The sequence below is a fragment of the Niveibacterium microcysteis genome (genome assembly GCF_017161445.1).
Lineage (GTDB): Bacteria > Pseudomonadota > Gammaproteobacteria > Burkholderiales > Rhodocyclaceae > Niveibacterium > Niveibacterium microcysteis.
Genome location: NZ_CP071060.1, coordinates 3,989,612 through 4,010,965 on the forward strand (window position 1 = coordinate 3,989,612; position 21,354 = coordinate 4,010,965).

At 65.8% G+C, this 21,354-nt stretch carries 21 protein-coding genes; 11 read left to right on the plus strand and 10 right to left on the minus strand.

Features of this window, described 5'->3' with window-relative positions:
- Positions 1-124: 124 nt before the first annotated feature.
- The 3 genes from ruvA (at position 125) to JY500_RS18140 (ending at position 2,456) form a co-directional block, all read left to right on the plus strand.
- Positions 125-712 (plus strand): Holliday junction branch migration protein RuvA, encoded by a 588-nt coding sequence (ruvA, locus tag JY500_RS18130; RefSeq protein WP_206254067.1) that lies wholly within the window; start codon positions 125-127, stop codon positions 710-712.
- A 45-nt stretch (positions 713-757) separates the two neighbouring features.
- On the plus strand, positions 758-1,477 hold the full coding sequence (locus tag JY500_RS18135; protein ID WP_172203478.1) for a UPF0149 family protein: 720 nt from the start codon (positions 758-760) through the stop codon (positions 1,475-1,477).
- A gap of 88 nt (positions 1,478-1,565) precedes the next feature.
- Positions 1,566-2,456: a DMT family transporter gene (locus tag JY500_RS18140; protein WP_206254068.1), complete on the plus strand. Its 891-nt coding sequence runs from the start codon at positions 1,566-1,568 to the stop codon at positions 2,454-2,456.
- Positions 2,457-2,478: 22 nt separating this feature from the next.
- Here the strand turns inward: JY500_RS18140 and JY500_RS18145 are convergent, their stop codons facing one another.
- The 10 genes from JY500_RS18145 to JY500_RS18190 form a co-directional block, all read right to left on the minus strand.
- The gene (locus JY500_RS18145) at positions 2,479-3,729 is read right to left on the minus strand and encodes an EAL domain-containing response regulator (RefSeq protein ID WP_206254069.1); all 1,251 of its coding nucleotides are present in this window, start codon (positions 3,727-3,729) and stop codon (positions 2,479-2,481) included.
- The gene (locus JY500_RS18150; RefSeq protein ID WP_172203253.1) at positions 3,719-4,813 is read right to left on the minus strand and encodes a protein-glutamate methylesterase/protein-glutamine glutaminase; all 1,095 of its coding nucleotides are present in this window, start codon (positions 4,811-4,813) and stop codon (positions 3,719-3,721) included. Before JY500_RS18150 ends, JY500_RS18145 begins: the two co-directional genes overlap by 11 nt.
- The gene (locus tag JY500_RS18155) at positions 4,813-5,334 is read right to left on the minus strand and encodes a chemotaxis protein CheD (protein ID WP_172203254.1); all 522 of its coding nucleotides are present in this window, start codon (positions 5,332-5,334) and stop codon (positions 4,813-4,815) included. The genes JY500_RS18150 and JY500_RS18155 overlap by 1 nt, the downstream gene beginning before the upstream one ends.
- Entirely contained in the window at positions 5,331-6,155 is an 825-nt protein-coding gene (locus tag JY500_RS18160) for a CheR family methyltransferase (protein ID WP_206254070.1), read from the minus strand. Before JY500_RS18160 ends, JY500_RS18155 begins: the two co-directional genes overlap by 4 nt.
- A gap of 8 nt (positions 6,156-6,163) precedes the next feature.
- Entirely contained in the window at positions 6,164-6,703 is a 540-nt protein-coding gene (locus JY500_RS18165) for a chemotaxis protein CheW (protein WP_206254071.1), read from the minus strand.
- Positions 6,704-6,717: 14 nt separating this feature from the next.
- Positions 6,718-8,355: a methyl-accepting chemotaxis protein gene (locus tag JY500_RS18170; RefSeq protein ID WP_246479682.1), complete on the minus strand. Its 1,638-nt coding sequence runs from the start codon at positions 8,353-8,355 to the stop codon at positions 6,718-6,720.
- A 64-nt stretch (positions 8,356-8,419) separates the two neighbouring features.
- On the minus strand, positions 8,420-10,603 hold the full coding sequence (locus tag JY500_RS18175) for a chemotaxis protein CheA (protein ID WP_246479683.1): 2,184 nt from the start codon (positions 10,601-10,603) through the stop codon (positions 8,420-8,422).
- A 15-nt stretch (positions 10,604-10,618) separates the two neighbouring features.
- Positions 10,619-10,942 carry an STAS domain-containing protein gene (locus JY500_RS18180; protein ID WP_172203258.1) on the minus strand — a complete coding sequence of 108 codons (324 nt, stop codon included), beginning with the start codon at positions 10,940-10,942 and terminating at the stop codon, positions 10,619-10,621.
- 11 nt (positions 10,943-10,953) lie between these two features.
- Positions 10,954-11,322 (minus strand): response regulator, encoded by a 369-nt coding sequence (locus JY500_RS18185; RefSeq protein ID WP_172203259.1) that lies wholly within the window; start codon positions 11,320-11,322, stop codon positions 10,954-10,956.
- A gap of 15 nt (positions 11,323-11,337) precedes the next feature.
- Positions 11,338-12,480 carry a methyl-accepting chemotaxis protein gene (locus tag JY500_RS18190; protein ID WP_206254073.1) on the minus strand — a complete coding sequence of 381 codons (1,143 nt, stop codon included), beginning with the start codon at positions 12,478-12,480 and terminating at the stop codon, positions 11,338-11,340.
- A gap of 222 nt (positions 12,481-12,702) precedes the next feature.
- Between JY500_RS18190 and ruvB the strand changes: the two genes are divergently transcribed.
- From ruvB to JY500_RS18230, 8 genes are all read left to right on the plus strand, one after another.
- Positions 12,703-13,764 (plus strand): Holliday junction branch migration DNA helicase RuvB, encoded by a 1,062-nt coding sequence (gene ruvB, locus JY500_RS18195; RefSeq protein ID WP_172203261.1) that lies wholly within the window; start codon positions 12,703-12,705, stop codon positions 13,762-13,764.
- Between the two features lie 105 nt (positions 13,765-13,869).
- Positions 13,870-14,661 (plus strand): BPSS1780 family membrane protein, encoded by a 792-nt coding sequence (locus JY500_RS18200; protein WP_172203262.1) that lies wholly within the window; start codon positions 13,870-13,872, stop codon positions 14,659-14,661.
- A 7-nt stretch (positions 14,662-14,668) separates the two neighbouring features.
- On the plus strand, positions 14,669-15,355 hold the full coding sequence (locus JY500_RS18205; RefSeq protein WP_172203263.1) for an RDD family protein: 687 nt from the start codon (positions 14,669-14,671) through the stop codon (positions 15,353-15,355).
- Positions 15,352-16,335, plus strand: coding sequence for a stage II sporulation protein M (locus JY500_RS18210; protein WP_206254074.1), 984 nt, complete (start codon positions 15,352-15,354; stop codon positions 16,333-16,335). The genes JY500_RS18205 and JY500_RS18210 overlap by 4 nt, the downstream gene beginning before the upstream one ends.
- The gene (locus JY500_RS18215) at positions 16,325-17,830 is read left to right on the plus strand and encodes a DUF4129 domain-containing protein (RefSeq protein ID WP_206254075.1); all 1,506 of its coding nucleotides are present in this window, start codon (positions 16,325-16,327) and stop codon (positions 17,828-17,830) included. Before JY500_RS18210 ends, JY500_RS18215 begins: the two co-directional genes overlap by 11 nt.
- A complete protein-coding gene (locus JY500_RS18220; protein WP_206254076.1) occupies positions 17,827-19,044 on the plus strand; it encodes a DUF4350 domain-containing protein in 1,218 nt (405 codons plus the stop codon). The genes JY500_RS18215 and JY500_RS18220 overlap by 4 nt, the downstream gene beginning before the upstream one ends.
- On the plus strand, positions 19,041-20,012 hold the full coding sequence (locus tag JY500_RS18225) for an AAA family ATPase (RefSeq protein ID WP_206254077.1): 972 nt from the start codon (positions 19,041-19,043) through the stop codon (positions 20,010-20,012). Before JY500_RS18220 ends, JY500_RS18225 begins: the two co-directional genes overlap by 4 nt.
- Positions 20,013-20,019: 7 nt before the next feature.
- Entirely contained in the window at positions 20,020-21,342 is a 1,323-nt protein-coding gene (locus tag JY500_RS18230; protein ID WP_206254078.1) for a DUF58 domain-containing protein, read from the plus strand.
- Positions 21,343-21,354 lie beyond the last annotated feature (12 nt).

Below are 21,354 nucleotides of genomic sequence, written 5' to 3' on the forward strand. Positions count from 1 at the left end.
TGGTTGCCGGCCCGTAGCTTCTTCTTTTGGGCCGCAAAACAAGCCTAGACCAGCAAATCCGGCCCTGCCACCGCGATTCGCGCCGCTACCCGTACAATCTCCGCTTTACTTGATGTGCTCGAACATGATCGGACGCCTGCGCGGCACCCTCGCCGAAAAGAACCCGCCACAGATCCTGCTGGATGTGGGTGGGGTCGGCTATGAACTGGAGGTGCCGATGAGCACCTTCTACAACCTGCCCGCCACCGGACAGCCGGTTACCCTGCACACGCACATGGCCGTGCGCGAGGACGGGCACTTCCTGTACGGCTTCGGGTCGGAAGATGAACGCGTGGCCTTCCGCCAGTTGCTTAAGATCTCCGGCATCGGCGCACGAACCGCACTTGCGGTGCTGTCGGGGCTGTCGGTGACCGAGCTTGCGCAGGTGGTGGCCTCCCAGGAGCCCGGCCGCCTGACCAAGGTGCCCGGCATCGGAAAAAAGACCGCCGAGCGCTTGCTGCTCGAACTGCGCGACAAACTGCCCAAGGCCCTGCCCGCCGCGCACGCCCATGCGGCAACTGCGGCCGCCGGCGCCCAGGGCGACATCGCCAACGCGCTGCTGGCGCTCGGCTACAACGACAAGGAAGCGCAGGCGGCGATGAAACAGTTGCCGGCCGACATCGGCGTCTCCGATGGCATCCGTGCAGCATTGAAGCTGCTCTCCAAAGTCTGATCCACGCCGCGACGGGCGTCGCAGGCCTTACATGCAGGACGCATCATGAACGCAGAAATCGAAATCCACCGCCCGCTCGACGACGACGAACTCGACACGCTGGATGATTTGCTGAGCCAGTTCCCGGACTCGCTGTCGCTCGAAGAGATGGACGGCCTGTTCTGTGCGCTGGTGGTCGGCCCCGAGGTCGTATCACCCGCAGAATGGGTGCCCGCAGTGCTGGGCGCCGAGAAGCCCGAGTGGGAATCCGACGCGCAGGCGCGCCAGACGATCGAGCTGCTGATGCGGCACTGGAACACCGTAGCCACCGGCTTCCGCGAGGATTGGTCCGGCGTCAGCGCGGAAGAAGGTTCGGAGTCGATGTACTTCCCGCTGCTCGATGACCCGGAAGAGAGCGGCCATCCGCTCGCCGAAGGCTGGGCGCGCGGTTTCCGCGATGGCCTGGAGTGGATGGACGACGCACACTGGGATGCGCTCGAAGAGGACGAAGACTGCGTCACGCTGCTGAACCTGATCGCGGCGATGGACTCGGGCGAGAAATCCGCCGGACATCCGCTCTCCGACGATGAGCGCGACGAGATCCTCAGCCCGCTCGTCGCCGGTCTGCAGTACCTCTATGCCTTCTGGCGCCGCTATCTGCGCGTGGTCACCGCGCCGCGGGTGCCGATGCGCGCGCCGGAACTGCCGGGCCGCAACGACATCTGCCCTTGCGGGAGTGGCAAGAAATTCAAGAAGTGCTGCGGCTCGCCGGAAAAGCTGCACTGACCTACCCGCCACTGCGTGACGACGGCCCGTAACGGGCCGCACGCCACGCGCGCCCGCGCTGCGGGCCGAATCCATTGACCCACGCCTGATGTCCGCCCGTCCGCTCCGCAGTTACGCCCTGTTGTTCGCCTCGATGGCCGTCGTTGGCAGCTACGTCGCGCTGTCGAAGCCGCTCGTGGCTGCGCTGCCGGTGTTTCTGCTCGCGTGGTTGCGCTTTGGCATCGGCGGGCTCGCAATGCTGCGCCAAACGCTGCCGCGCCGCGACGAACGCATCAGTGGGGCGACCTGGCGCGCGCTGTTCCTGCAAAGCTTCTTCGGCAACTTTCTGTTCTCGATCTGCATGCTGTACGGCGTATCGCAAACTTCGGCCACTGCGGCCGGCGTGATCCTCGCGACGCTGCCCGCGATGGTCGCGCTGCAGTCGCGGGTGATCCTTGGCGAACGCCTCGCGCCGCGGAACCTCGTCGCGGTGCTGCTCGCGGTCGTCGGCATCGCGACGCTGGGGCTGTCGAAAGGCGAGGCAGGCCAAAGCTCACTGGTGGGCAACCTGCTGCTGATCGGCGCCGTGGCCTGCGAGGCCGCCTATGTGGTGATTGGCAAGCGCGTCTCGGCCCACCTGCCGCCGCTGCGCGTCTCGGCGCTGATCAACCTCGTCGGCCTGCTGCTGATGACGCCGTTCGGGCTGTGGCAGGCGATCGGCTTCGATTTCGCCGGCGTCGCCCCCGGCATGTGGGTACTGCTGGTGTTCTACGCGCTTGGTGCGAGCGTGTTCTCGGTGTGGTTGTGGATGAGCGGCCTGCGCGGCGTGCCGGCCAACCATGCCGGTGTGTTCACGATTGCGCTGCCACTCGCGGCAAGTGCGGTCGGCGTCGCCTTCCTCGGCGAAACACTGCGCCTGCCGCACTTCGTTGCTTTCGGCTGCGCGGTCGCGGGCGTAGTGCTTACGGCCTGGCCGCGGCGCAGCACCCCGGCAGGCTGAAGCGCAGGGCCGGCCACATGCCCTAAGCCGGCCGCGCGGGTTTCTCCTGCCGCAGCTCGCGCACGCGCGTGAGGTGGCCTTTGAGCCAGCCCGCGAGCTCGTCGCCGGGCATCGGCCTGGCGATCAGGAAGCCCTGCGCGACCGAGCAGCCGGACTCTTGCAGCAGGCGCCAATCCTCCATCGTCTCGACGCCCTCGGCCACCGACACCAGGCCAAGCCGGTTCGACATATCAAGCGCGGACTGCAGGATCACCTTCAAGTGCTGCTTCCGGCTGGCGCCATGAACGAAGCTGCGATCGATCTTCAGTTCGGTGAAGGGAATGCGGGCGAGCTGCTGCATCGATGAAAAGCCGGTGCCGTAGTCGTCGATCGACAGCCCGAAACCTTTCAAACGCAGCCGCGCGAGTGTGCCCAGTGCAGCGCCGAGATTGGCCACCACTGAACTCTCGGTGATCTCCCAGACGATCTGCTCGGCGGGCACGCCGCTGGCTTCCTGCAGCAAGCGCATTTCCTGCGGAAAGCCCGGAGTGTCGAGCGACAGCGGTGACAGGTTGATTGCCATGGTCAGGCGCAGCTCGCGCGCGTTCCACTGCGCCGCCTGCGCCAGCGCGCGCTCGGTCATCTTCATCGTCAGTTCGCGGATCAGGCCAGAGCGTTCCGCCAGCGGGATGAAGGTGTCGGGCGCGATCATCCCGCGCTCCGGGTGTTGCCAACGCGCAAGCGCTTCGACGCCCTTGATCATCCCGCTGCGCACATCGACCTTGGGCTGATAGTACGGAACGATCTGCCCACCGCGGATCGCATCGGCCAGCTCCGACTCGCCGAGCGGCACGAAGATCGCCGCGGAACCCTGGGCAATCGCCTTACCCGCGCGTCCGATGCGGTCCAGCGCATCAGCCAGCTGCTCGGCGCCCAACGGCTTCTGCAGCGCTGCAACGATCTCGAGCCCGAGTGCCGCAGTCATCGCCTCGACCGAGTCGATCAAGGTCAGATCACGGCTGGATGCCACCATGATCGGGATCTGGATGCCCCGCTCGCGCAACTGCTGGATCAGCTCGACGCCGTCCATGTCCGGCATTTCGAGATCGATTACCAGCAGCGCCGGCGGCACGGTCAGCAGGGCAAGCAATTCGAGCGCCTCGACGCCGTTGCCGGCTTCGTACACAAGCTCGATGCCCAGCCCCTTCGCAAGCGCCACCGCGTGCTGGCGCTGCACCGCGCTGTCGTCGACGACGAGCACGGAGTCCACCTGCGGATAACGTTTATCGTCCATGGCGCTCGATCACTCCCGCAACCTGCGACAGCGAGATCACTTCGGTCACGCCGCCATGCTCGATCGCCTCCTTCGGCATGCCGAACACCACGCAGCTGGCCTCGTCTTGCGCGAAGGTCTTGGCGCCGGTGTCGAACATTTCCTTCATGCCGCGCGCGCCGTCGTCGCCCATGCCGGTCATGATCACGCCGACGGCGTTGCGCCCGGCCGCCTTGGCGACCGAGCGGAACAGCACATCCACCGAGGGGCGGTGACGACTCACCAGCGGGCCGTCGATGACCTCGACGAAATACTGCGCGCCGCTGCGCTTGACGACCATGTGCTTGCCGCCGGGTGCGATCAGTGCGCGGCCGGGCACGATGCGGTCGTTGTGCTCCGCCTCCTTCACATCGATCTCGCTGAGCGAATCGAGTCGCTTGGCAAAGCTCTGCGTGAACTTCTCCGGCATGTGCTGCACCACCACGATGCCGGGGCTGTTGCGCGGCAGCGCCGAGAGCACCACTTCCAGCGCCTGCGTACCCCCGGTCGAGGTACCCACGGCAACGATCTTCTCGGTCGTCGGCAAGTGGCTGTTGGCGACCGGCGCGTCAAGCACTGCATCGGCGGTGAGTTTTGGCGCCGGCGCACCCGGCACCTTCGTGCGTTGTGGGTCCGCCCGCAGCGGTGCGGTGCGCAGGCGGCCAACGCGTGCACACGCTGCAGCGCGAATCGCCGAAACGAGATCGGCGGAGCTGTCCTGCAGAAAGTCCTTCAGGCCCAGCGTCGGCTTGGTGATCGCACTCAGTGCACCGGCAGAGAGCGCCTCCATCGTGATGTCGGCGCCCTTCTCGGTCAGCGTCGAACAGATCACCACCGGCGTCGGCCGCGTGCTCATGATCTTCTTCAGGAAGGTGATGCCGTCCATGCGCGGCATCTCGATGTCGAGCACGATCACATCGGGCCACTGCTGCTGCATCTTCGCCATCGCGAAGATCGGGTCGGCCGCGGTGGCGATCACCTTGATGTCGTGGTGGCGCTTGAGCACGTCTTCCATGACCTGCCGCACCACCGCGGAGTCATCGACGATCATCACGTTGATAGGCATCAGCCCAATCTCCCGGTTTCCGGCCGCGCCGCTGAGCGCCGCCCGCCCATCACACCCTGCCCGCGCTTGACCCAGACATCCCCGCTGCTCAATTCAAAGCGCAGGTAACGATAGCCATCGCCGGTCAAATCCACCGCCGATGCAACCAGCCCCAGGGATTCGATCTGCTGCATCACGAATCGCGCGTTCTGGTCCCCCACACTGCCATGGCGAGGCTCCATATCGAGCACCCGGCCACCGCCGAAAATCTTCACCGTGTAGTCCGCCAGCCGCGTACCGCGTCGCCGCGCGTGGTCCACCAAGGCCTGGATTGCATCGGTGCCATAGCGCCCGTCCGGCGCAGCAAGGCGCAGCCTCACATCGACCGGGCGGCGCGGCAGCAGGAAGTGGCACATGCCGCCAATGCGGCGCTCCGGATGCCAGATCGTCACCGCCACGCAGGACCCAAGCAGCGTCTCGATGCGCTCGTCGCCTTCGCCGAAGTAGACGCCACCCGGATTGATGAAGACGCGGTGGCTCATGGCAGCGGCTTGCGGTGAATCGAAGGCGCCCAGGATTCGAACCCCTCAAGCAATCCGTTCATGGATTCGGAATGGCCAACGAACAGCCAACCGCCGGGCCGCAGCTGCGAGGTGACGTTGGCCAGTACCTTCTGTTTGGTCGGGCGATCGAAATAGATCAGCACGTTGCGCAGAAAAATCACGTCGAAGCGCGCGTTGTGGCGGGGCACTTCAGTCAGATTGGTCTGCTTGAATTCGACTCGTTCGCGCAGCGCGCGTTCAACGAGAAAGTGCCCCTGATACTCGCCGATGCCCTTGAGGCAGTAGCGCTTCAGGTAAGTATGCGGAATCTTCTGGCCGCGCGACATCGGGTACAAGCCGCGGCGCGCATAACGCAGCACCCGCGAGCTGACATCCGATGCAACGACGCGCCAGGGCGCCCCCGGCCGCAGTTCCTGCAGCAGCATCGCGATCGTGTAGGGCTCCTCGCCGGTCGAGCAGGCTGCGCTCCACACATCGAAGCCGTGGGGCGGCACGTTGGGCACCACCTCTTTCTGCATGAACTCGAAGTGGTGCGGCTCGCGAAAGAAGTAGGTTTCGTTGGTGGTGATCAGGTCGATGGCGCGCTGGCGCTCCTCCACCCCATCGGGTGCCGCAATCAGGTCGTGATAGTCGCGATAACGGGTGATGCCCAGTTCGGCGAGTCGGTTGCCCAACCGCCCGCACAGCAAGGGCTTCTTCGACTCCGCGAGGTGAATACCGACGTGCTGATAGAAGAGCTGCTGGAACAGCCGCATCTCCTGGTCGCTGGCCTCGGCGGGTCGCTCCCGCATCACACCCATCGATGACCTCAGCTGGGCGCCGCCGCTGTACCAAATCCGATCAGCGACGCCATTTCGTCCACCGACAGCACATGCTGGATGTCCAGCGCGACGACGAACTTGTCGTGGTGATTGATCATGCCTTCGATGAACTCCGCGCGAATCTTCGCGCCGAAGCTGGGCCGCGGTTCGATCTGGCTATGCTCGACCGACAGCACCTCGCTGACCGCATCGACGATCACGCCCAGCGGCATCAATTGCTCTTCCTGCATGACTTCGAGAATCACGATGCAGGTGCGGCGCGCGATGGCGGTGGGCGGCCGGCCAAACCGAGCAGCGAGGTCGATCACCGGCACCACCGCGCCGCGCAGGTTGATCACCCCGCGCAGGAACTCCGGCATCATCGGAATCTCGGTCAGCCCGCCGAATTCGATGATCTCGCGGATGTGCTCGAGCGGGATCGCAAACATCTCGCCACCCAGCGTGAAGGTCAGAAATTGACGACCGCTGGGCGTATCCTGCTGACGGGCGATGCGGTTAGCCGCCGTTGTGGCAGGCAGATTGCTCATGGCAGCGCCTCCGCTCAGAACCGGGTGAAGGACGATTCGTCGACCGGATCGTCACCCCGGTCCAGCGTCGAGCGGCGGGTGCCGGCCGGTGCGGGCTTCGCCACGCTCTTGCGTACGGCGCGCATGGCACCGTGACTGCGGCCATGTGTTGCGTCGGCGACCTTGAAGAAACCAACCAACTCCTGCAGCTGTACCGCCTGAGCGCTCATCTCCTCCGACGACGACGACAGCTCTTCCGACGCCGAGGCATTGGCCTGCGTGGTCTCGGCCAGTTGGCTCATCGCCGAGCTGATCTGCCCCAAGCCGTGCGTCTGCTCGCGCGAAGCAGCCGAAATCTCCTGCACAAGGTCGGCCGTCTTGCGGATGGCCGGCACCATCTGGTCGAGCAGCCCGCCGGCGCGCTCGGCCATCGCGACGCTGTTGCCAGCCAGCCCGCTGATCTCCTGCGCGGCCACTTGGCTGCGCTCGGCGAGCTTGCGCACTTCTGCGGCCACGACGGCGAAACCCTTGCCGTGCTCGCCAGCGCGGGCGGCCTCGATCGCCGCGTTGAGCGCCAGCAGGTTGGTTTGATAAGCGATGTCGTCGATGATGCCGATCTTGTTCGCGATCTGGCGCATCGCGGCGACGGTTTCCTTCACGGCAGCGCCGCCCTCGCCCGCCTCGGTCGCGGAGGTAGTGGCCATCGTGTCGGTCACCCGCGCGTTCTCGGTGTTCTGCGCAACGGTGGAGGTGATTTCCTCCACCGCGGAACTGGTCTGCTCGACGCTCGCAGCCTGCTCGGAAGCGTTCTGTGAAAGTGTCTGCGCAGAAGCCGAGATCTGTTCTGACACTGAGGCAAGCGCCGTTGCGTTCTCACTGATTTCGGAGATCGTTCCGGTCAGGCGTTCGACCATCCGCTTCATGCTCGCCAGCAAGCTGGTCTCGTCACCTTTGGCTGTCTGGATGGCGACGGTCAGATCGCCCTCGGCAACCTGTTGCACCACCGACGACGCATAGTCGGGCTCGCCGCCCAGCGACCGAAAGATCGAGCGCGTCACGAGAAAGCCGATCAGCGCAACGACAAACAGCGTGACGCCAGCCGTCGCAAGCGCGACCAGCGTTGAACGGGACTTGACGTCAACAGCAGTCTTCTCGGCGTCCTTGGCAATCCCCACGTTGTACTGGATGTGGGCATCGAGCGCTTTGTCGTACTTGTCGAACAGCGGCGCGAGCTCGCCAGAAAGCACAGCCATCGCCTCCGGACGCTTGCCCTGTTTGAGCAGATCGATGTACTTCGTCCGCACAGCGCGTATCGAGTCTCGAATGCCGATCTCTTCTTTCAGCAAGGCGCGGTCCTTGTCGTCCGCAACCAGGTCTTTTTCATAGAGCGCAAAGGCCTCGTTGGCCTTCTTCGAGTTCGCGGCGGTGTGCTGCTCGATCTCTGCGATCTCGGCCGGCGTCTTGGCTTGCGCCATGCGCCACACGGCCGTGACGTTGTCGCCGGTAGCGTTGTTGATTGTGTTCAGCGCAATGAGGCTCGGCACCACATTCACGGTGGAGAAGTTCGCGGCCTCGAACAGGTCGTTCGCCTTCTGGTAATTCACGCCCACCAGCACGACGATGCCGAACAGCGCCGCCAGGACCAGGCTGAGCATTTTGTGGACCAGTTTCATTTTCATACTCCTGACTTTCGAGGGCACTTGAGCAGGTTTCTTGAATCGGTCTTGGTCGTTACGGTCATTCGCCAGCCAACGGCAGTTGCCCGACTACGGTTCGAGGGCGCCGGGCGAGTTCGTGATCACGGCTCGACGCCATCTCGATCAGACGGGGCACATCAAGGATCAGCGCGACCCGGCCATCACCGAGGATGGTGGAACCGCTGACGGTCTTGAAATGAACGAACAGTTCGCCGAGCGGCTTGATCACGGCCTGGAACTCGCCAAGCAGGCGGTCGACCACCACGCCAGCCCGGTTGTTGCCGAACTGCACCACGACCAGGCTCTCGCGCACGCCCTCCACCAAAGGCATGTCGAACAGCTCGCGCAGCCGGACGAAGGGCAGCGGCTCGCCGCGCAGTTGCACGATGCTGTGCTGCGCATGGTGCTCAGTCAGATCGATGCACTCGACCACCAGATCGAGTGGCAGCACGAAGATCGATTCGCCCACCATGACCTGGAAGCCATCGATGATCGCGAGCGTCAGCGGCAGGCGGATTCGGACGGTAGTGCCCTCACCTGCGACGCTCAACACGTCGACCTCGCCACGCAGCGCCTCGACGTTCTTGCGCACCACATCCATACCGACGCCACGGCCTGAGAGGTTGGTGATCTGCTCGGCGGTGGAGAACCCCGGCTCGAAGATCAGCCGGAAGATGTCGCCGTCGCTCAGCACCGCGTCCGCCGCCACAAGGCCGCGCTCCATCGCCTTCGCGAGAATGCGGTCGCGGTTGAGGCCACGGCCGTCGTCCGACACCTCGATGACGATGCAGCCGGAATCGTGGTACGCGTTCAGGCGCAGCGTGCCGTTCAGTGACTTGCCGGCGGTCGCACGCGCCTCGGTGGCTTCGATGCCGTGGTCCATCGCGTTGCGCACGATGTGCATGAGCGGGTCTGCGAGCTTCTCGACCATGGATTTGTCGAGTTCGGTCTCGGCCCCGGTGATCACCAGTTCGATGCTCTTGCCGAGATCCCGCGAGATGTCGCGCACCACGCGCGGGAAGCGCTGGAAGACCTCCCCGATCGGCACCATGCGCAGCGTCAGCGACGCGTCGCGAATCTGCTCGACCAGCGTGGATAGCGACTGCGATGCCTCTTCGAAGGCCGGGTCCTTGCGCTGGCGAGCGATCAGCCGCGTTCCGGCGCCGGCGATCACCAGTTCGCCGACGAGATCGATCAGCGCATCGAGCTTCGACACCTCCACCTTGATGAACTTCTGCTCCTGCGCCTTGCGTTCTTCACTCTGCTTCTGGCGCGTCAGTGCGGCGGTGACGACCGCCTCCGGCACGATTTCGCGCTCGACCAGCAGGCCACCGATCGGCTTGCGGATGTGCTGCTTCTGCTGCAGCTCGAGCACCCGCTCAAGCTCCGCCGGCGTCAAGGCGCCGCCTTGAACAAGGATCTCGCCCAGCCGACCCGGATCGGCCATCGAGTTGATCAGGTCGACGTATTCCTCGATCTTGCCGTTGGGCGGCAGGATCTTGATCTGGCTGTCATCGCGGACGAATTCGAATACGCCTTCGATCGCCTGCCGGTCGGCGTCGGTCTGCAACCCGATCTCGAACCCGAGGTAGCAGGCCTCCGGGTCCATCGCATCCGCCGCCGGCATTTCGTCTGAGACGGTCTCCATGTAGACGATGCGGCCCAAGGTGCGCAGGTAGTGCAGGAAGGCGATCGGATCGAGACCGTGGCGCAGCACATCGGGTGAGAAACGCAGCGACAGGTGCCAGCTGTCACTCGCGACGCCCGCGCTGCCGGCCACCGGTTCAGGTTCAGCATCGGCAGTTGCGGTGACCGCCGTCGTTGCGGCCGCAGCAGGCTCCGGCACGGGCTCAAGATGCGCCTGCAGCGCGGCCTCGAGGGCGGCACGGCGCGCCGGGTCGGGCTCGTCGTCCTCCTTGCGCTCGGCGATCGCATCGACCAAAACGCCGATGTAGTCGCCACACTTGAGCAGCAGTGAAAGCATCGCATCGTCGATCGCAACGTCGCGTTTGCGGATGCGATCCAGCAGGCTCTCGACGATGTGGGTGAAGCTGACGATATTGTTGAAGGCGAACAGCCCGGCCGAGCCCTTGATCGTGTGGGCGGCACGGAAGATCGCGTTGACCGCTTCCGGGTTGGCGCCGTCGGACTCGATTTCCAGCAGCGCGTTCTCCATCGCCACCAGCAGTTCGCGCGCTTCCTGCACCAGCGCTTCGCGGGCCATGTCCATTTCCATCATTCACCCCGCGCTGGCAACGAGTACTGGATCGCCCAGCACGCCGGCCAGATTCAGCAGATCGATCACGCCCAGCACGGCGGCACTGTGCAAACAGTATTCGAGCGCTTTGCCCTCTTTGGCAGCCTGCCGCTTGAGCGCAATCAGCAGCTGTGTGCCCGCGGTATCGACTTCCTCGACACCGGACAGGTCCACCGCGAGCCCCTGTGGCGCCGCAGCCAGCGCGGCGCTGAGGCGTTCGCGCAGTTCCGCCGCCTCGAAGATCGTCATGCCGCCGGTGATGCAGAGCACATGGCCGCCGTCCCGCGTTTTCTCGCTTACCGGCATGACTGCCTCCGTCAGGGTGCGATCAGTTTGGCCACCGCATCGAGCAGCGCGGGCGGCTGGAAGGGCTTGACCACCCAGGCACGCACCCCCGCCGCCTTGCCTTCGGCAATCTTGCTCTGGTCGGTTTCGGTGGTGAGCATGATCACCGGCGTGAAGCGGTAGTTCGGCAACTGCTTCGCCGCCTTGACGAAGCTGATGCCGTCCATGTTCGGCATGTTCACGTCGGAGATGATCAGGTTGAACTTGCGGCCATCGAGGCAGCCCAGCGCCTCCTTGCCGTCACCTGCCTCGATCACGTCGTAGCCGGCGCCCTTGAGGGCAATCGCCAAGGTGCGGCGAAGACTGAAGGAATCATCAACGATCAGGATGGTTTTGCTCATGGTCGTGCCTGGTTGCTAGAAGAAGGTGATGCCGCTCGCGATCGGCTTGGCGCTCGTGGCGCCTTTGCCGTGGTGGACTTCGTGCTGTTCGAGCGTGGTGTAGCTGCTGGCCAGGCGATCCATCCAGGCCTTCACGTCGAGCAAGGCAGCCTGGTCCGGGTTCTCGGTCAGCGTGCGCGAGGCCTCGGCCAGGTGCGACATGTCCTGCAGGATATGGTCGAGAATCTGATGCACCCGATCCTCGAACTGGAGGTTGACCAGCACCGCCTCGATGTCCGCTTCCACTTCGCGGCGTTCCGCCTGCAGTGCCGACACCGAATCCTGCAGCGCATGTGCGGTGCCGTTGAAATCGCCGATGATGCGTTCCGCCGTCGCACGCGATTGTTCGACGATCGCCTGCTCGTCCTTGGCGAAGGTCTCCGACATCGTGAGGGTCTGCCGGATCGCATCCGCCACGGTCGCAACGATGCCGCGTATCCGTTGGCCGGTGTCGCCCGACTGGGTGGAGAGCTTGCGCACCTCATCGGCCACCACCGCAAAGCCACGGCCGCTCTCGCCAGCGCGCGCCGCCTCGATGGCGGCATTGAGTGCCAGCAGGTTGGTCTGCTTGGCGATGTTGGCCACATCCTCCGCCATGCGCTGCAACTGCTCGGTGTATGCCGCGACGCCGCCGATCTGCTCGATCAAGCGCGCGCGGAATGCCTGTGTCTGGTTGAGCGTCTCGACCATCTCGCGCAGCCCGTGCTCGGCGTGCTGGATCGTCTGCAGCGCCTGCGCTTCGTCATTGCCAACACCGGCATTGGCCGCCAGCCGCTGGCTCAGCGAAGCGAAGCCCTGCGCCAGCGCATTGATCGCCGAGCGCATCTGCTCCTGCGCCTGCGTGACATGCTTGTTCCAGAGCGGCACGACGTCGGCAACCAGATGCGGCAAGGTGTGGTCCACGCGCTGTGCCATCCCGCTGCGCTCCGAGGGCTCGACCGCAACGGCGGATTTCGGCGGCGAGGCTTCGCGCCCCGCCCAGAGCAAACCCACCGCCAGAAGCACGGACCAGGCGAGGCCCCACCACCATGTGGCAGCAAGCCACGCACTGATCGGGATATTGAGGACAACGAGGGCGACGAGTGCCGGACGCCGGGAAAGAGTTGCCGCCAGACCCATTTCAGTCTCCGTTGCAGGGAAGGGATTCAAGGCTGCTCGCGGACCGACGCGCGAAACCACTGACGCGCCAGATGCCCGAGTGGTTTATCGGCGCCCCCGCAACGAACTTGAGACAACTTGTAAAACTTCGCAAACAGGCTTGCCTAGGCAGTAGCGGCGTGCAGGGACATCGTGAACCGCCCCGCGGGCCCGGGCAGGAAGTCGCGCTAAACTCGCACCACCATGATCGAAACCGACCGGCTCAGCCCCCTTCCGCCCAGCGAGCGCCTTGTCGCCGCCGCCCCCGCATCCTCGCAGGAGGAGGCGCTTGAGCGCGCACTGCGCCCCAAGCGGCTGGCCGACTACACCGGGCAGGTGAAGATCCGCGAGCAGCTGGAAATCTTCATCGGCGCCGCGCGCAACCGCAAGGAAGCGCTCGATCATGTGCTGCTGTTTGGCCCGCCAGGCCTGGGCAAGACCACGCTGGCCCACATCATCGCCGCCGAAATGGGCGTAAACCTGCGCCAGACCTCAGGCCCGGTGCTGGAACGCGCCGGCGATCTGGCTGCACTGCTGACCAACCTTGAACCGCACGACGTGCTGTTCATCGACGAGATCCATCGCCTCTCGCCGGTAGTCGAGGAAGTGCTCTACCCCGCGCTGGAGGATTACCAGATCGACATCATGATCGGCGAGGGCCCGGCCGCCCGCTCGGTCAAGCTCGACCTGCCGCCCTTCACGCTGGTCGGCGCCACCACCCGCGCCGGCATGCTGACCAACCCGCTGCGCGACCGCTTCGGCATCGTCGCCCGGCTCGAGTTCTACAACGCCGAAGAGCTGCGCCAGATTGTTGGCCGCTCCGCGCAATTGCTGAAAGTCGGCATCGAGGACGACGGCGCACTCGAAATCGCCCGCCGCGCGCGCGGCACGCCGCGTATCGCCAACCGCCTGCTGCGCCGCGTGCGCGACTTCGCCGAAGTAAAGGCCAACGGCGAAATCACCCGCCCGGTTGCGGATGCCGCGCTGACCATGCTCGACGTCGACCCGGTCGGCCTCGACATCATGGACCGCAAGCTGCTCGACGCGGTGATCGAGAAGTTCTCCGGCGGCCCGGTCGGCGTCGACAACCTCGCCGCCGCGATCGGCGAATCGCGCGACACGATCGAAGATGTGCTCGAGCCCTACCTGATCCAGCAGGGCTACCTGCAGCGCACCCCGCGCGGCCGTGTCGCCACAGCTGCGGTGTATCGCCACCTGGGCCTGCTACCGCCCAACAGCGCCACACCGGAACTCTGGAAGGACTGAGCACCCCGGGCGTGTGGCGCATCACGCCGCGCTAGGCGGAACATCGGCACCGGCCATTCCGCCTGCATTAAGATGCCGCTTTCCCCGCCACCGTGAGACGCGACCATGTCTGAACAAAACCCCTACGCACCGCCGTCGGCCGAAGTTCGTGACGCAGCCCCCGCCAGCGATTCAGCCGAGACTCTGATTCCCGAAGGCCGCACCGTCGCCGCCGGGCGCGGGTTCGGCTGGTTCGTCGATGCCTGGCAGCTGTTCAAGCAACAGCCAATGATGTGGTGGCTGGTGATCCTGATCACCTTCGGCGTCATGATGGTGGCGTCGCTGATCCCGCTGGTGAACATCGTCGTCGGCGTTGCCTTCCCGCTCGTCTCGGCAGGCTTCGCATCGTGTGCAACAAGCCAGCGCACCAAGGGCAGCTTCGAAGTCGGCCAGATTTTCGATGGTTTCCGTGAGCAGACTGGGCAGCTGCTGCTTATCGGGGTGATCTACATCGGTGCGATCTTCGCGATCGGCGCTATCGTCGCGATCGTGGTTGGCACGTCCGGACTGTTCGGTGCCCTCTTCGGCGGCCGTGCGTCGATTGCCGCGATGGCCGGCACCGGCATCGGCATGGGCCTGCTTTTCTTCGTTGTCATCATGTTGCTCGCCACCAGCGTGATCTTCGCGCCCTATCTGGTGTTCGAACAGAAGATGAGCGCCATCCAGGCCATGCAGGCAAGCATCAAGGGTAGCTTCAAGAACATCCTCGCCGGACTGGTCGGCATGCTGTCCTACATCGTCCTCGCGATCGCTGCGACGATTCCGCTCGGCCTGGGCTGGTTGGTGCTGTTCCCGGTCCTGATGCTGACCGTGTATGTCGCCTACCGCGACATCTTCATCGAGACGGGTAACGCCTGACCCCTTGATGCTCGACACGGTTCGCGAAGTCTCCACACCTGAGCTGATCGCCCTGCGGCTGCATTGCGCGGGGCCGGTCGCCCGGGCGCTGGCATGGTTTGTCGACCTCGCGATCCGATTCGGCATCTATCTGGCGCTGGCCTTCCCGCTCAGCGCCTTCGGCAAGGCGGGCACCGGTCTGATCTTGGTTGGTGCCTTCCTGATCGAATGGTTCTACCCGGTTTTGTTCGAAGTGCTTGCCGGCGGCGCAACGCCCGGCAAACGTGCAGTCGGGCTGGTCGTGCTGAATGCGGACGGCAGCCCGATCGGATGGGCTGCATCGATGACGCGCAACCTGTTGCGCGTGGTCGACTTCCTGCCCTTCTTCTACGCAATTGGTCTGGTTTCGATGCTTGCCACGCGGGAATTCCGCCGCCTCGGCGATATCGTTGCCGACACCGTGGTGACCTACCGGCGTGCCGCGGTCGCCCTACCGGTCGCGCCCGATGCGCCCCGCTGGCGGCCACACCAGCCGATGTCGCGCACCGCACAGCGTGCGGTACTGGCCTTCGCGGAGCGCGCACCGCGACTCTCACCGGAACGCGCAGAGGAACTCGCCGAGCAGGCGCCGATGCTGACCGATGACGCCCACGGCGCGCTTGCGGTGTCACGGCTTTACGGCCTCGCACACTACCTGAGTGGGCGCGAGCAATGAGGCAGGAACAGTTCGAAGCGCGCTTCGGTGCGCGCTGGGACGCCTTCGAACAGTGGCTCACCTTCGCGCGCCTGCCGCGGCGTCAGCGCGCCAAGCAGCCCGCCCCCTTCGCCGATGACGATATGGCACCGCGCTACCGCGAGATCTGCCAGCACCTGGCGCTTGCCCAGTCGCGCGACTACGGTCCCGCGCTGACTGAGCGGCTGCATCGGCTGGCCCTTGAAGGGCACGATCGCCTGTATGGCACGCCGGGGGGTGGCATGCGCCGTTTCGGCCAGTACCTCGCTGGCGGCTTTGCGCGCGATGTGCGGCGTGAATGGCGCGTCGTGCTCGCTGCGCTGCTTGCCTTCGCGCTGCCCTATGTCGCCACGATGATTGCAGTGCGGCTATCGCCCGATTTCGCCTACATCGTGTTGCCGGCGGAGCAGCTCGCACAGTTCGACACGATGTACGGCCCCGACGCAGCGGAGCTCGGCACGGCGCGTGGCGCACGCGACGACCTGACGATGTTCGGCTTTTACATCTACAACAACATCGGGATCGGCTTCCGCACCTTCGCGAGCGGGTTGTTCGCAGGCCTCGGCACACTGCTGATGTTGCTCTACAACGGTGTGTTCATGGGCACTGTCGAGGGCCATGTGGTCAACCTCGGCCATGCGGTGCGCTTCTATTCCTTCGTGGCCGGACACAGCAGTTTCGAACTGAGCGCCATCGTGCTCTGCGGCGCTGCCGGCCTGCGGTTGGGGCTCGCGCTGCTGGCGCCCGGCGAGCGTACCCGCGGCGCCGCGCTGCGCTTGGCGGCGCGCAGCGTGATCGGCGTCGTGGCGGGTGCAGCCGCAATGCTTGTCATCGCCGCCGCGCTGGAAGCCTTCTGGTCACCGCGCACGCTGCCGCTGCAGATCAAGATTGCAGTGGGCGGCTTCAACTGGTTGCTGGTGCTGGGCTATCTGCTGCTTGCGGGGAGACGCGATGCGCCCTGAGCAGTTGGCGCTGGTGCTGCGCCCACGCAGCGGCCTTGAAGCGGTGGACCTCGGCATGCGGCTGGTGCAAGCCCATGCGCGCAGCATCTTCGCAAGCAGCTTCGCGGTCGTTCTGCCGCCTGCGCTGCTGATCATCGCCCTGGTTGGTTACGGGCTGGAAATGCCCACCCTGGCCGGGATGCTGATCTGGTGGCTGAAGCCGCTCTACGATCGCGCGCTGCTGCACGGCCTGTCACACGCCGTGTTTGGCGAACAGCCCGGCGTGCGCCAAACCTGGCGCGCACTGCCGGGGCTGATCCGCCGCAGTGCGCTGTTGCCGGCGCTGCTCTGGCGACGGCTCGACCCGCTGCGCAGCACGCGGCTGCCGGTGGATCAGCTCGAAGGGCTCAAGGGCCGCATCGCGCGCGATCGCCGCCGCATTGTCGCCAACCGCGTTGGCGGCGCCGGGTTCGGCCTGATGTTCTGCTGCACCAACTTCGAGTACGTACTGCTGTTGGGCGTCATCGCGTTGATCGAGAACCTGCTGCCCGAACGGGTTTCGATCCTCGAACACATCTGGCCCGCGATGACTGGCAACGACGTTATCGATCCGCAGCAGGTGCTTTGGCTTGAGCTCGGCTTCAACCTCAGTTACGCCTGCGTGGTCGCGCTGATCGAACCGTTCTATGTCGCAGGGGGTTTTGCGCTCTACCTCAAGCGCCGCACCGACCTTGAGGCCTGGGACGTGGAGCTGCTGTTCCGCCGCCTTGCGAGCGAAGGTGCCAAGCGGCTCACCATGCTGGCGCTGGCGGTAGCTTGCGGCACCCTGATGCTGCCGCTGCCAGACGCCCAAGCGGCCGAGCCGCAACGTGAGGCCGCCATCAGAAAGGCCCCGTCTGTCATCGCCGATGTCCTGAAAGCGCCCGAGTTCGGCAAGCACCGCAAGCGCCAGGAGCTCCAACTGCGCACAGAACCGGACGCGCCCGCCAAGGACGCGCCGGGCTGGTTCAAGCGATGGCTCGAGTTCTGGCGCGGCGCGGGCCGCTGGATGGCCGAAGGCCTGCGCGTTGCGGGCTGGATCGGCATCGCGGTTGTGGCCGCAATATTGCTGCGTCTGCTGCTGCGACAGCTCGGCGTGGTTCGTGCCCGTCGCACCCCTCCGCCTCCTCCGACAGAAGTCGCGGGCCTGGACATCCGCCCTGAATCGCTGCCCGACGATGTGGCCGACGCCGCACGCCAGTTGCTCGCCGCCGGCCGACACCGCGAAGCGCTGGGCCTGCTCTACCGCGGCGCCCTGTCGCGTCTGGCGCATCAGGCCCACATCCCCTTCGCACGTGGCGATACCGAAGGCGATTGTCTGATGCGCGTCACCCGCGCGGGCAGTGGCATGCGCGCCTACTTCGCGCTGCTGACGCGCACCTGGCAAACCGTCGCCTACGCCCATGTCGAGCTGGCCGAAGGCGAAGGCGACGCGCTCTGCGCCGGCTGGCGCGAGGCCTTCGGAGGCCGCCAGTGAGCCGCGACCGTCGCCTGGCGATCTTGCTGGTGATCGGCCTGATCCTGATCGCCAGCGCCTGGCTGCTGCCGCGCCTCGAATGGGTCGAGGTCGATGTGCCGGCCCGCCCGAGCGGCGAGGCGCTGCGCGATGACGCGCTCGCCGCGCGACGCATGATTGCGGCTTTGGGCTACCGCACCCGCGTCATTCAGGACGCGACCGAGCTGGCCCGCCTGCCGCAGCACGCCACGCTCTGGCTCAACCAGGCTTTGCCGGACGCCGCAGCGGGGCGAACCAGTGAGCAGATCGCCGCCTGGGTAAATGCCGGCGGCCACGCAGTGATCGCGGTGCCCGGTTCGTGGCAACCCCAACGCCTGTCAAAAGCGTTTGGCATTCAGGCGCTCGGCATGCACGTGGCCAAATCCGGCGCACGCCTCGACATTGAGGGGCGCCCGATGCTGGTCGGTATCCGCCAGTGCGACGTATTCACCACGAGCCACCCTGTCATGTGGCAGGCCACCGTGAAGGGCTACAAACCCCGGCACGGTGACGACGAAGACGACGAGGCCGACGAGAGCAACGCGCACGCCAAGGCGCCTGCCGGCAAGGCGCACGACACTGCGGAGGCGATCGCCGTCGCCCGCTTCCGCGTTGGCAAGGGCACGTTGACCGTGCTGTGTGACGACCGCCCGATGCTCAACCCCAACATCGGCCAGCAGGACAACGCGCGCTTCGCCGCAGCGGTGCTGCTCGAGGGCGATCGTGACGAAGTCATCTTCGCCACGCAACCGGAATACCCAGCCCTGCCACTATGGCTGTGGCAGCGCGCGCCGCTGCTGATTCTGTCACTTGGCACACTGGTCATGCTTCTGTTGTGGCGAGCCGGCATACGCTTCGGCGCCTTGCAGGCGGTTCCCCCTGCTTCACGCCCCGGCCTGCAACTTCACTTGCGTGCGCTCGCCGCCTTCCTGCTGCGTCAGCGCCAATATGAGGCCCTCCTGCGCGGCCCGCGCGACGAAGTCCGACGGCTGCTGGCCAAACTGCCCGGCAACGCCGCCGAACAAATCACCGACGCGGCGAAGCGCGCGGCACTCACGCCGGAAGCCATCACCGAAGCGCTGGAAACGACGCCGCGCGACGCCCATCACTATCTGCGCCAGGCAACGACGCTGGCGCAGCTCGACACTCGGCTGCGCGCTGCGCGCCCCGGTTCTGCACGAAGGAAGACACGATGACATCTCCGCTTTCCCTCAGCGATGCCCACCGCCTTGCCCGCGCGCTGCACGACGAAGTCAGCCGCGTCTTCATCGGTCAGCGGCAGGTGGTGGATGAAACGCTGTGTGCGCTGTTCGCGGGCGGCCATGTGCTGCTCGAAGGCGTTCCCGGTCTGGGCAAGACTTTGCTGGTGAAAGCGCTGGCGAAAGCCTTCGAAGGCAGCTTCTCGCGCATTCAGTTCACACCCGATCTGATGCCGGCCGACGTAACCGGCCATACGCTCTACGACGCACGCAGCGGCCAGTTCCTGACGCGACGCGGGCCGGTCTTTGCCAACCTGCTGCTGGCCGATGAAATCAATCGCGCCCCGGCCAAGACACAAGCCGCGCTGCTCGAAGTGATGCAGGAGGGCCAGGTGACGATCGATGGCAAGGCCGAGCCGCTGCCGCCGCCGTTCCTGGTGCTCGCGACACAAAACCCGATCGAGCAGGAAGGCACCTACGCGCTGCCCGAAGCCCAGCTCGACCGCTTCCTGCTGAAGGTGCTGATCGACTACCCGGCGCACGCCGACGAACGCGCGCTGGTTGCCTGGGCGACCGGCGGGCGTGTTGCGGACCGGCTCGAAGTCGATGCGGTCAACACCGTCGCCAGCACCGACCAGTTGCTCGCGATGCAGCAACTGGTCGCCCACCTGCCGGTCGACGACGCGGTGCTCGACTATGCCGTGCGGCTTACCCGCGCAACGCGTGACTGGCCCGGCATCGCGATCGGCAGTGGCCCACGCGGCGCGATTGCACTGGTGCGCGCTGCGCGCGGCCGTGCGCTGCTCGCTGGCCACGACTATGTGCTGCCCGACGACATCAAGGCCGTCGCGCCCGCCGCGCTACGTCACCGCGTATTGCGCTCGGCCGAGGCCGAAATCGAAGGCGTCGAAATGACGGCACTGCTGGACGACCTGCTCACGCGGGTCGACGCGCCACGCACCTGAGCGCTTGATGCTGCTACCCTCCCGCACCCTGCTGCTGAGTGTCGCCGCACTGGCCGCCGCCGCACTGGCCGCCGCCGCACTGGCGCCGACGCTTTGGCCCTGGCTGCTGCCCGCGTGGCTGATCGTCGCCGCGGGCCTTGCCGTGCTGGCGGCCGTCGACGCCGCGCTGAGCTGGTGGGAACACGCACCCAGCGCCGCACGACGGGTTGAACACGCCCTGCCACTGGGCGAGAGCTCGCCCGTGACGCTGACGATCGGATGGCATGGCAAGCGGCCGCGATCAGCTTCCGTCTGCGACCATGCGCCGGCCGCCTGTGATATGCATGGGATGCCGGTGGCGATCCAACTTTCGGCCAGTCGCGCGGCTGTCGTTACCTATCGGTTGCATCCGAAAGCGCGTGGCGAGCACCATTTCGGCCCGGTCGCGCTGCGCGTGCGCTCGCCGCTCGGGCTCTGGCAACGCCAGCACCGCATCGACGTTGCCAACCGCGTGCGCGTCTATCCCAACTTCACGGTGTATAGCCGCCATGCCTTGCTCGCGGCCGATGCTCGCAGCGCCGCCAGCGGCGTGCTCAAGCGTCGCCGTCGCGGCCAGGGGCTCGATTTCGAGCAGTTGCGTGAGTACCGCGAAGGCGATAGCCCGCGCCAGGTGGATTGGCGCGCCACCTCGCGGCTGGGCAAGCTGATCTCTCGCGAGTACCAGGACGAACGCGACCAGCGCATCATCCTGATGCTTGATGCCGGACGCCGCATGGGTGCGCGCGATGGCAGCCTGTCGCATTTCGATCATGCACTCGACGCGCTACTGCTGCTCGCCCAGGTCGGTCTGCGGCACGGCGACGCTGTCGGCTTGCACACCTTGGGCGGCCACAGCCGCATGCTGGCGCCGCACAAGTCACGCAGCACGCTGACGCGCATCCTCGACGCGGTGTACGACCTCGAACCGACGCTCGAAGCCTCGGACTTTGAAAAAGCCGCGCAGCAGTTGCTGGCGCGCGACAAGAAGCGGGCGCTGGTGGTGATTCTCACGAACCTGCGCGACGAGGACGACGACAACCTGCTCGCCGCGGCACGCCTGCTGGGCAGCCGGCATCTGGTGCTGGTGGCCAGCCTGCGCGAACGTGCATTGGACGCGATCGTCGATATGCCGGTCGGAGATCTCGACAGCGCGGCGCTACACGGCGCCGCCCACGATTACCGCAGCCGCCGCGAGGCGTGCTTTCGCCGCTTGCGCCAAGCCGGCGTGCTCTGCCTCGACACCACGCCCGAATCGCTCGCAATTACAACAGTCAACCGCTATCTGGCGGTCAAGGCAGAGGGTCGCCTCTGAGACTTTCCGGCG

Excerpts from the sequence above, each read along its gene's own strand:
- ruvA (WP_206254067.1), top strand. The coding sequence starts at position 125 with ATGATCGGACGCCTGCGCGGCACCCTCGCCGAAAAGAACCCGCCACAG.
- JY500_RS18135 (WP_172203478.1), top strand. The coding sequence starts at position 758 with ATGAACGCAGAAATCGAAATCCACCGCCCGCTCGACGACGACGAACTC.
- JY500_RS18140 (WP_206254068.1), top strand. The coding sequence starts at position 1,566 with ATGTCCGCCCGTCCGCTCCGCAGTTACGCCCTGTTGTTCGCCTCGATG.
- JY500_RS18145 (WP_206254069.1), bottom strand. The coding sequence starts at position 3,729 with ATGGACGATAAACGTTATCCGCAGGTGGACTCCGTGCTCGTCGTCGAC.
- JY500_RS18150 (WP_172203253.1), bottom strand. The coding sequence starts at position 4,813 with ATGCCTATCAACGTGATGATCGTCGATGACTCCGCGGTGGTGCGGCAG.
- JY500_RS18155 (WP_172203254.1), bottom strand. The coding sequence starts at position 5,334 with ATGAGCCACCGCGTCTTCATCAATCCGGGTGGCGTCTACTTCGGCGAA.
- JY500_RS18160 (WP_206254070.1), bottom strand. The coding sequence starts at position 6,155 with ATGGGTGTGATGCGGGAGCGACCCGCCGAGGCCAGCGACCAGGAGATG.
- JY500_RS18165 (WP_206254071.1), bottom strand. The coding sequence starts at position 6,703 with ATGAGCAATCTGCCTGCCACAACGGCGGCTAACCGCATCGCCCGTCAG.
- JY500_RS18170 (WP_246479682.1), bottom strand. The coding sequence starts at position 8,355 with ATGAAACTGGTCCACAAAATGCTCAGCCTGGTCCTGGCGGCGCTGTTC.
- JY500_RS18175 (WP_246479683.1), bottom strand. The coding sequence starts at position 10,603 with ATGGCCCGCGAAGCGCTGGTGCAGGAAGCGCGCGAACTGCTGGTGGCG.
- JY500_RS18180 (WP_172203258.1), bottom strand. The coding sequence starts at position 10,942 with ATGCCGGTAAGCGAGAAAACGCGGGACGGCGGCCATGTGCTCTGCATC.
- JY500_RS18185 (WP_172203259.1), bottom strand. The coding sequence starts at position 11,322 with ATGAGCAAAACCATCCTGATCGTTGATGATTCCTTCAGTCTTCGCCGC.
- JY500_RS18190 (WP_206254073.1), bottom strand. The coding sequence starts at position 12,480 with ATGGGTCTGGCGGCAACTCTTTCCCGGCGTCCGGCACTCGTCGCCCTC.
- ruvB (WP_172203261.1), top strand. The coding sequence starts at position 12,703 with ATGATCGAAACCGACCGGCTCAGCCCCCTTCCGCCCAGCGAGCGCCTT.
- JY500_RS18200 (WP_172203262.1), top strand. The coding sequence starts at position 13,870 with ATGTCTGAACAAAACCCCTACGCACCGCCGTCGGCCGAAGTTCGTGAC.
- JY500_RS18205 (WP_172203263.1), top strand. The coding sequence starts at position 14,669 with ATGCTCGACACGGTTCGCGAAGTCTCCACACCTGAGCTGATCGCCCTG.
- JY500_RS18210 (WP_206254074.1), top strand. The coding sequence starts at position 15,352 with ATGAGGCAGGAACAGTTCGAAGCGCGCTTCGGTGCGCGCTGGGACGCC.
- JY500_RS18215 (WP_206254075.1), top strand. The coding sequence starts at position 16,325 with ATGCGCCCTGAGCAGTTGGCGCTGGTGCTGCGCCCACGCAGCGGCCTT.
- JY500_RS18225 (WP_206254077.1), top strand. The coding sequence starts at position 19,041 with ATGACATCTCCGCTTTCCCTCAGCGATGCCCACCGCCTTGCCCGCGCG.
- JY500_RS18230 (WP_206254078.1), top strand. The coding sequence starts at position 20,020 with ATGCTGCTACCCTCCCGCACCCTGCTGCTGAGTGTCGCCGCACTGGCC.